Origin of the sequence: Burkholderia sp. AU16741 (assembly GCF_002223345.1) — a bacterium.
Taxonomy (GTDB): domain Bacteria; phylum Pseudomonadota; class Gammaproteobacteria; order Burkholderiales; family Burkholderiaceae; genus Burkholderia; species Burkholderia sola.
The window spans coordinates 60,643-69,090 of record NZ_NKEZ01000012.1 but is presented as its reverse complement, the minus strand read 5'-3'; the positions used below and the strand labels follow the sequence as shown (position 1 = coordinate 69,090).

Below are 8,448 nucleotides of genomic sequence, written 5' to 3'. Positions count from 1 at the left end.
GGGGCGCCTATGCGTCGGCCTTGGTCGCTTCAGGTCATGGTTTATGGGGCTTGCTCTTGCAGCAAATGTTGTCGCCCGAGAGGTCGTGGTTTATGGGGAGCGTGGGCGGCCCCGTTCTGTCCGGCTGCTGCTCGCTATTCATGCAGTGTTTGGTGTGCGGTGCATAGAAATCAGAGCCAAAGGTCATGGTTTGTGGGGGCAGCGGCCGGAGAGCTGGCCCCTGCAGCCAGAAAGTCATGACAGGTCATGGTTTGTGGGGCAGGGACACGGCAAGTCATGGTTTATGGGGAAGGCGCGAAAGGTCATGGTTTGTGGGGCGAACAAGGGGCTTCCCATAGCTTCCGGCTCAAGCAAAGGTCGGGACATATGGGGACGCCATCTCTTTGCACGATAGGTCATGGTTTATGGGGCTGGCGTCATGACCGAGCAAAAGTCATGGTTTGTGGGGCACTGGAAGGGTCGTGCTTTGTGGGGAGAATTTAAAGGTCATCCGCAAGAGCTTGCGAACATGACTTTTGCGCCCTAGAATGCTCCTCAACCTATGAGGACAGTATGGCGGTAGGAAAACAAAAATCCGGTAGCTCATTGATTGCCAGTGTGCCGTCGAGCGAACTTCGCAAGCACGTTGGTACGGTGCATGTCGGTGGCGATCTCGGGTTGCTTGGGCGGAAGTTGTCGAATGTCCTACTGCTGAACGCCTACGACAATCTGTTGAAGAAATCGGTTCATGAGATTCCCGTTGGGATCATGAGCGAGATGTTGGGGTTCGATAGTAAGAACACGAGCGCACTCAAGGAAGCGCTCAAGAAGATCTCGACCACTCCGATTGAGTTCGATATCTTGCATGCGGCTGGGGACGAGGAGTGGGGAGTCACAACCCTTCTGAGCTCGGCGAACATCCGGAACGGGATCGTCACATACGAGTACAGCAGCGCACTCGCGAACAAGCTCGCGAACCCAGAAATCTACCTGCTCATCAACATCAACGTTCAAAAGCAGTTCAGTGGGGCGTATGCGCTCGCTTTGTATGAAAACTGCTTGCGATTCAAACGCACGGGGTCGACTGGTTGGATATCGGTCGACATCTGGCGAAAGCTTCTCGGCGCCGAAGCGTCAACATATGACGAGTTCAAACACTTCAATTCGGAAGTGATCAAGAAGGCGGTGAAGGAAGTAAACACGGTATCGAATATATTGATCACTCCGGAGTACGAACGCCAGAACCGTCGTGTAGCCAAGATCCGTTTCTTGGTGGAGGACAATCCGCAGCGGTCGATGTACGACGAGAGTGATAGTGAGGAGCAGGCCGCGATCCGCGATTCTGAGACCTATCGTCGGCTCGTGAAGCTTGGTATCTCGGGCCGACTTGCTGTCGACTGGATCCAGCATGATCCAGATCGGGCAACGAAGACGGCACAATATGTAGAGCAGCAGATTCGGAACAAGAAGATTAAAAAGAATGCCGGCGGATACGCGCGCACGGTATTCGAAGGCGGGGGAGACATTGAGACAGTCGAGGTGATTGAGGAGTCCGCGCGGCGGGCGCAGAAGGCAGTGATCGATGAAGCAGAGGCCGCGGCAGATGCCAGGTCGAAGCTGATCGCAACCGCGATTCGTGGCCTGTCGGCGGACGAGCGGAGTGAGTTCGTGCGCCAATATGCAGCGTCAGGGGGAGCGGTCGGATCGTATATCGAGGCAGAAGGGGCGTTTAAGAACGTTCTCGAGAAAACGGCGTTCACTGCATGGCTTGCGGGTAGGATCGGCGAAACACTCGCTTAAATGTCCGGCGCGCTGCGCAACCCGTGGTTTGACGCCCCCTCTTTGTAATGCCACTGGCCTGGCAGTCGTAATTTCTCGATGGTGGTCTGCTAACCTTACTTCGACGCCCTTCTCCTGGAGACAGGAATGACTACGACGTTGGTTTTGGTTTCATTCGCACTCCCACCGAGTTTTCCTCCAGAGTGGGTTCCAAAACCGCTCGCGCAGTTCGTCGCGAACTGCGTGCCGGGCTTAACGAAGCGCCAGTTGCTCGCACGGACGGCGAGGCTCGGTTGGAAACCGATGTGGGAGCCCATTCCCAAACTGAAGCGGGGCGACATCGAAGCGTATGGCTTCGGGCTCACAATTGACGGGGTAGGAGTACCGCTTATTGCTCGCATGCGCAGAGCCTCGAACGCTGTGTTGCCAGTGAAGGTGCCGGAGCGCGACCCTCGGCAGATGAGTCTTTTCTGAGCGACTTTCCTAACAAATTTTGACAGTCGGCCGGGCATCTAGACGCGGTGTGTCGCCATGAAACAGTGCTAAATTCATGCGACATAAAAAACCGAGGGCTGGCTATGACCTACGCATTTATTCGCGAAGGCGATACGACGTCGCATGGCGGGCGCGTACTCGCCTGCACATCAACGAACATGATGTTCGGCAAACCCGTCGCGCTGCTAGGCGACATGGTGGCATGTCCGAAATGCGGCGGCGTTTATCCCATCGTCGACGTGAAGGTGAGAAGCATGACCTTCGGCGGGCGCCCGGTGGCTACCGAAGGGGACAAGACAGCGTGCGGTGCCTCGCTGATCGCCTCGCAAGGGTCCGCGCATGTCGAGCAGGTTTCCGGCGCCGCTGGCGGCATTGGGGGCGGAAAGAGCGTCGTACCACAGCAGGATCCGAGCTCGACCGATCGGTACCGTGGTCGGTTCCAGGTCCTGAATAGCGAAACGGGAAGCCCCGTTCCCAACCACCCGTACTCGTTCCAGACGCCGGACGGTTCCACGATCTCTGGTCAGACCGACGCCCAAGGCTTCACGCAGTGGCACGAGTCTGCCGAGCCCGCGTCGATTACGTTTCACGGCGACGGGAGTGCCGAAGCGTGAGCAAGTGGTCAATCGGAGGAACGGCTCCCGGCGACGGCGAAACCAGTCGGGTCTACCTGAATTCGAAGCTGCGACCTAAAGACCAGGCGAAGCTTTGCAGTCTGATGTGTTCATGCAAGAACAATCCGCCGCAGTCGGTCGATGGCAAAGACCTTCGACAGATATGCGTCGCAACGAAGCTGAAATCGGAAGACACAAACTTCACGAGCAGCATCTACAAGGCGGAAGTCAAATACCTCATGACGGTGCGGCCACCGACGCCGATCATGAGCCCGCGCACCCCGAACAAGACGTACGGTTGGCTGCCGCAGTGGATCAAAGACAACTGGGAGGGAGAGTACCAACGCGGTGCTGGCAATGTACGGATCCCTGATGTTGTGATCGTCAAGGATCCTGCGAAGGAGCCGACGCAGGACAATCTGGATGCCGTGGTCGAAATGAAGTTCAAGGGCGACTCATATTCAACTCGGCATCAAAAGCAAGACGAAGATATCGCGGGGCCCAACGCATCCTCAGTGCTGTTGACGCCAGAGGATTGCGGTTGCCCAGACGACGACGGGAAGAAGCAGGAGAAGACCAACGAGTTTCCGGTCCTCGGGCCGGCGCCTCGGGACGCGACGGATGGCGGATCGAAAGCGGCGCCCTGGAGCCCGTTTGACGAGCTGGAGGGCGCGACGAAACGTTCGCGCAGTGTCTTCGGCCCACGGCCGCCCGACGGCGCTGCGCCCTCCCCATCGCCGAGCCCAATTCCGCTATTCTGATGACCATGGACGAAACAGCACTGATCGAGTGGGCGAAGAATGCCCAAACTGACGCCTTGTTGAAAGGGGGCATGCTCTTGCCTAAGCAGCGTCACGACTACGTCGGCGCAGCGATGGTTGTGCGCGCGGCGCTGTTCTTTCCGAACGCGTATCAGGTAGCCGTGCAGGGCGAGATTGCAAACTGCTTCGCGGCGTATGCGGCCTACGCGGGACCGCGCCTGCGCTGGCTCACACAGGATGGCCGGAAGCCGTCGCAGCTGAAGGATGGGCAGGTTGACCCGAAGGTGTTCCGCGCGCGCGGCGACGCGGGCGTTACGGCCTACCTGTCCTCCGGCGAAAAGGCTGAGGATGCAGGGCTGTGGGAGTTCCGCGTGTTCGGGATCCTGGAGTACGAGGAAGCGATGGCCGAAGGGGGCGCCAGCGCACTGACCTTCTCGGTGCCCGTGCCATTTCTGGTCGCCCATCCTGGCGCATTCCAGCAGCTGTTCGTCGACTTCGCGAAGCGGCTGAACGCCTACAACGGCTATGCCGGATTCGCGGTGAATCTGAGCCTGACGGAAGCAGAGGCCAACACACCCACGGAATACTGGTTGGCCCGGCGCTACCTGGCGCTCGACGTCGGTAATCCGCTGCTCAACGCGACGCACCTGCGATCGAAATTGAAAACGGTGTCTTGGCTCACGTGCCTGAACAAGTCGCTGTTGGAGCAGGTGGGCGGGATCGCCGCGCTACGAAGCGAACTGCCGCCGGACTGGTTCGCGCTGTACGACATGAACGGTGGGGTCGTGATTCAGGCCGGCCCCGAACCCGAGCCCGGTGGCGCAGCCGATGAGGCAGGGAAGGGGCCGCCGGTCGCGCCTGCGAACTACGTGGTGCTGAACAATGCATTGAAGGCTGTTCGAGCGACCACGGTGTGGCGCCTGCAGCGCGGCTTGATGGGAGCCGCCGCGCCCTACTTCGATACGACTGCCGAGAGCGATGATTGGTTGCGCCGATTCGATATCGACGAGCGCGACGTGTTCGACTACAAGGCGAAGTTGTTGAAAATGCCCAGGCTAACAGTCGCATCCGTTCTGCCCGATCGACTCTAAGCGAAAGGAATTGCGATGGCGGAATACATTCCTCCGCAAGGCGTTGACCGGGGAGCACATTTGCCCAACATTCAGGCAACGCATATCGACTTGCATCGACTATTGGCGATCTTTCTCGCGAGTAAAGAATTCGCGAATCGAATCGAAGCGGCCCGCGGACATAACGCTGAACTTCGGGATCCGCTTTTCAGGCTGCAGGAATGCGAGGAGGACGAGATCTCGCGGATCCTGTTCAGCCTTGCGGTAACCGCCCGCGCGGTCGACGACGCGCACAATCGAATCTTTGAGCTCGCAGCAGGGCATTGTGGCACGCTGCTAGCAAATGTAAGGCGGCCAGAACAAGCGGAGGGTCTGGAATTACGTGAGGCCTGCAACAAGATCATCCATGCGGATCACTGGCATTTCGACATGGAAGAAAACGAACGCGGCCGACCTTACCTCACGCCGACGATGTATCTATACGGCAGCCATCTTCCGGAGCGGGGATGGAAAGCGATTTTGGATATCGTCGAGTTCGCGAAACAGTACGTCAACACGGTCGCGGCCGTACGCGGTGAAGTCCGTTGAACGCATCCGATCAGCAAAACTCCCGAGACGTCGTCGGCAGTGCACCGAGCAACTCGGTTCTGTCGACGAGCTTGCTCGCGATCAGATGCCGTACCTTACCTTCGGCCTGCCACACGCCGTAGACCGCGAGCAACGCGGCGCCGAGCGCTTCCTTCCGAAATTTCTCCAACAGACCTGGCCAGAGGATCACGTTGATCTGGCCGGTCTCGTCCTCGAGCGTCATGAACAGCACGCCGTTCGCCGTGGCCGGCCGCTGCCGTACCGTGACCACTCCGCACGCGCGCGCGAGCTGGCCGCTACGCAGCGTTGCGAGCTGCTCGGCCGACTGCAGGCGATCGAGCGCGAGGCGATCGCGCAGCAGCGCCAGTGGATGCCGGCCGAGCGTGAAGCCCATCGCGCGATAGTCCGTCACGATCTCGTGGCCCTCCGACGCTTGAGGCAACGCCGGCACCGCGTCGTCGCGTTCGGTGCCGCGCAGCAGGTCGCGATCAGGCACGGCAGCGGCCGCGAGCCAAAGCGCCGCGCGTCGGGTGCCGCCGGCGAACGATCGAAGTGCGTTTGCGCGCGCGAGCACCTGCAGGTCGTGGCGATCCAGCTGCGCGCGGCGCGCGAGGTCCGCGACGTCGACGAATGGTCGCGCTGCGCGTGCGAGCTCGATGCGACCGGCGACGTCCTCGCGCATGCCGCGCAACAGCGAGAAGCCGAGGCGCACGGGCGCCGACGTCGTCGGGCCTTCGATCGTTGAATCCCATGTACTCACGTTGACGTCGACGGGCATCACTTCAACGCCGCGGCGTCGCGCGTCTTGCAGTAGCTGTGACGGTGTGTAGAAGCCCATCGGCTGGCTGTTGAGCAGAGCGGCCAGGAACACAGCAGGTTCGTGTCGACGCAACCATGCGCTCGAGTAGACGAGCAGCGCGAAGCTGGCCGCGTGGCTCTCCGGGAAGCCGTATTCGCCGAAGCCCTTGATCTGCGCGAAGATCGATTCAGCGAACTCCCGATCGTAGCCGCGCTCGAGCATGCCGCTCACCAGGCGCTCGTGGTACGGCTCCAGTCCCCCTTTGCGCTTCCATGCCGCCATCGCGCGGCGCAGCTGGTCGGCTTCGCCGGCAGAGAAGCCGGCCGCCAGCATCGCGACCTGCATCACCTGCTCCTGGAAGATCGGCACGCCGAGCGTGCGCGCCAGTGCCTTCTCCATGCCTTCCGACGGAAACGTGACGGGCTCCAGCCCTTGGCGCCGGCGGAGAAACGGATGCACCATGCCGCCTTGCACCGGGCCCGGCCGCACGATCGCGACTTCGATCACTAGGTCGTAGAAGCACTGTGGCCGCAGGCGCGGCAGCATCGACATCTGCGCGCGCGATTCCACCTGAAACACGCCCATGCTATCCCCTTCGCAGAGCATGTCGTAGGTCGCCTTGTCCTCGGCCGGGATGTCCTGCAGTTCGAAAGTCTCGCCTCGTTTTTCGGAAATCATCTCGAGCGCCTTGCGCACCATTGACAACATTCCGAGGGCTAAGCAATCGACCTTCATAATGCCGAGAGCCTCGACGTCGTCCTTGTCCCACTGGATGATCGAGCGATCGTCCATCGCTGCGTTCTCGACCGGTACGAGGCGTGTGAGCTTGCCGCGGCTGATCACGAAGCCGCCCGAGTGCTGCGACAGGTGCCTTGGGTAGCCGAGCAGCTGCGCGGCAAATCCGGCCCACTGCTGGTTCAGCGGCGCTTCGGGATCGAGGCCGGCCTCGGCAAACCGCTGCAGCAGATCTGCGCGAGAGTCGAACCAGTGCTGTTGCTTCGCGACCCGGTCGACGATCGCGGGATCCACGCCGAGCGCCTTGCCGGCTTCCCGCAACGCGCTGCGGGGCCGGTATGTCGTGACGGCGGCCGCCAGCGCGGCGCGATCGCGACCGTACTTGCGGTAGATGTACTGCATGACCTCTTCGCGGCGCTGATGTTCGAAATCGACGTCGATATCCGGCGGCTCGTTGCGCTCCTTGGAGATAAACCGTTCGAACAGCATCGATTGCCGCGATGGATCGACCTCGGTCACGCCGAGGCAATAGCAGACTGCCGAGTTCGCAGCCGAGCCGCGTCCCTGGCACAAGATGCCTTGCTCGCGCGCGAACTGCACTATGTCGTAGACGGTCAGGAAATACGCCTCGTACTTCAGGTCGGCGATCAGCTGCAGTTCGTGTTCGATCTGCGCCTGAACATTGACCTGGATGCCGGCGGGAAAGCGCCTCCGCGCGCCGATGTAGGTCTGCTCGCGCAGGTACGACATTGGGTCGTGGCCGTTCGGTACCACTTCATCGGGATACTCGTATTTCAGGTCATCGAGTGAAAACGTGCAGCGACGCGCGACACGTACGGTTTCCTCGAGCGCGCCGGCGGGATAGAGGTTGGCGAGCCGCAGGCGCGATCGCAGGTGACGCTCCGCGTTCGGCGCGAGCTCGTACCCGCATTCCGTTACCGGTCGGCCGACCCGGATCCCCGTCAGCACGTCCTGCAGCGGTTTGCGCGATCGCACGTGCATGAGCGGCCAGCTGGTGGCCACCACCGGCACGCCGTGGCGCGCGGCGACGCGCTCGACCACGCCGCGGTGGATGTCGTCCATCGCGCGTGCGTGCAGCGTCAGCGCGACCCATGCGCGATCGCCGAACACGCGCGCGAACCATTCGACCTGCGCGTCGAGGCGCTGCTCGTTGGCCGGGAAGTCGGGCGACAGGATCGCGATGCTGTCGGGCAGGCCGCGCAGGTGGGTGTACGGCGCTTCCGGATGTTCGAGATCGAGTGGTGCCAGCCGGTACGTGCCTTTCTTGCCGCGCATGCGACCGAGCGAAATGAACTCGCAGAGGTTGCCGTAACCGTCGCGATTCATCGCGAGCGCGGTGAAGGCGAGCGCTGGCGAGCCATCGGCGGCCGTCAGCTGGAAGTGCGAGCCGATGATCAGCGGCATGTTCGCCGCCTTCGCTTCGACGTGCGCGCGCACGACGCCAGCGAGCGAGCACTCGTCTGTGATCGCGATCGCGCTGTAGCCGAGCTGCGCCGCGCGCGCGACGTATTCCTCGGCGCGCGACGCGCCGTGCAGGAATGAAAAATCGGAGGCGACCTGAAGTTCCGCGTACGCGGGCAGGGCGCCGAAACTGCCGGCGTCCATGA

At 61.4% G+C, this 8,448-nt stretch carries 7 protein-coding genes; 6 read left to right on the top strand and 1 reads right to left on the bottom strand.

The window, feature by feature from the left end:
• The first annotated feature begins 552 nt into the window (after positions 1–552).
• The 6 genes from CFB89_RS33655 (at position 553) to CFB89_RS34710 (ending at position 5,286) form a co-directional block, all read left to right on the top strand.
• A complete protein-coding gene (locus tag CFB89_RS33655) occupies positions 553–1,779 on the top strand; it encodes a replication initiation protein (RefSeq protein WP_089471806.1) in 1,227 nt (408 codons plus the stop codon).
• 126 nt (positions 1,780–1,905) lie between these two features.
• Positions 1,906–2,232 carry a hypothetical protein gene (locus tag CFB89_RS33650; protein WP_089471805.1) on the top strand — a complete coding sequence of 109 codons (327 nt, stop codon included), beginning with the start codon at positions 1,906–1,908 and terminating at the stop codon, positions 2,230–2,232.
• Between the two features lie 104 nt (positions 2,233–2,336).
• On the top strand, positions 2,337–2,867 hold the full coding sequence (locus CFB89_RS33645) for a PAAR domain-containing protein (RefSeq protein WP_089471804.1): 531 nt from the start codon (positions 2,337–2,339) through the stop codon (positions 2,865–2,867).
• Positions 2,864–3,628, top strand: a complete 765-nt coding sequence (locus tag CFB89_RS33640) for a VRR-NUC domain-containing protein (protein WP_144030200.1) — start codon at positions 2,864–2,866, stop codon at positions 3,626–3,628. The genes CFB89_RS33645 and CFB89_RS33640 overlap by 4 nt, the downstream gene beginning before the upstream one ends.
• Positions 3,628–4,719 (top strand): DUF3396 domain-containing protein, encoded by a 1,092-nt coding sequence (locus CFB89_RS33635; RefSeq protein WP_256979848.1) that lies wholly within the window; start codon positions 3,628–3,630, stop codon positions 4,717–4,719. The genes CFB89_RS33640 and CFB89_RS33635 overlap by 1 nt, the downstream gene beginning before the upstream one ends.
• A gap of 15 nt (positions 4,720–4,734) precedes the next feature.
• Positions 4,735–5,286, top strand: coding sequence for a hypothetical protein (locus CFB89_RS34710; RefSeq protein ID WP_144030199.1), 552 nt, complete (start codon positions 4,735–4,737; stop codon positions 5,284–5,286).
• A gap of 10 nt (positions 5,287–5,296) precedes the next feature.
• Here CFB89_RS34710 and CFB89_RS33625 read toward each other — a convergent pair whose 3' ends face one another.
• Positions 5,297–8,446, bottom strand: a complete 3,150-nt coding sequence (locus CFB89_RS33625; protein ID WP_089471801.1) for an error-prone DNA polymerase — start codon at positions 8,444–8,446, stop codon at positions 5,297–5,299.
• Positions 8,447–8,448: the final 2 nt, after the last annotated feature.

What these genes read in the sequence shown, in the direction of transcription:
- CFB89_RS33655 (WP_089471806.1), top strand. Translation starts at nt 553, where the DNA reads ATGGCGGTAGGAAAACAAAAATCCGGTAGCTCATTGATTGCCAGTGTG.
- CFB89_RS33635 (WP_256979848.1), top strand. Translation starts at nt 3,628, where the DNA reads ATGACCATGGACGAAACAGCACTGATCGAGTGGGCGAAGAATGCCCAA.
- CFB89_RS33650 (WP_089471805.1), top strand. Translation starts at nt 1,906, where the DNA reads ATGACTACGACGTTGGTTTTGGTTTCATTCGCACTCCCACCGAGTTTT.
- CFB89_RS34710 (WP_144030199.1), top strand. Translation starts at nt 4,735, where the DNA reads ATGGCGGAATACATTCCTCCGCAAGGCGTTGACCGGGGAGCACATTTG.
- CFB89_RS33645 (WP_089471804.1), top strand. Translation starts at nt 2,337, where the DNA reads ATGACCTACGCATTTATTCGCGAAGGCGATACGACGTCGCATGGCGGG.
- CFB89_RS33625 (WP_089471801.1), bottom strand. Translation starts at nt 8,446, where the DNA reads ATGGACGCCGGCAGTTTCGGCGCCCTGCCCGCGTACGCGGAACTTCAG.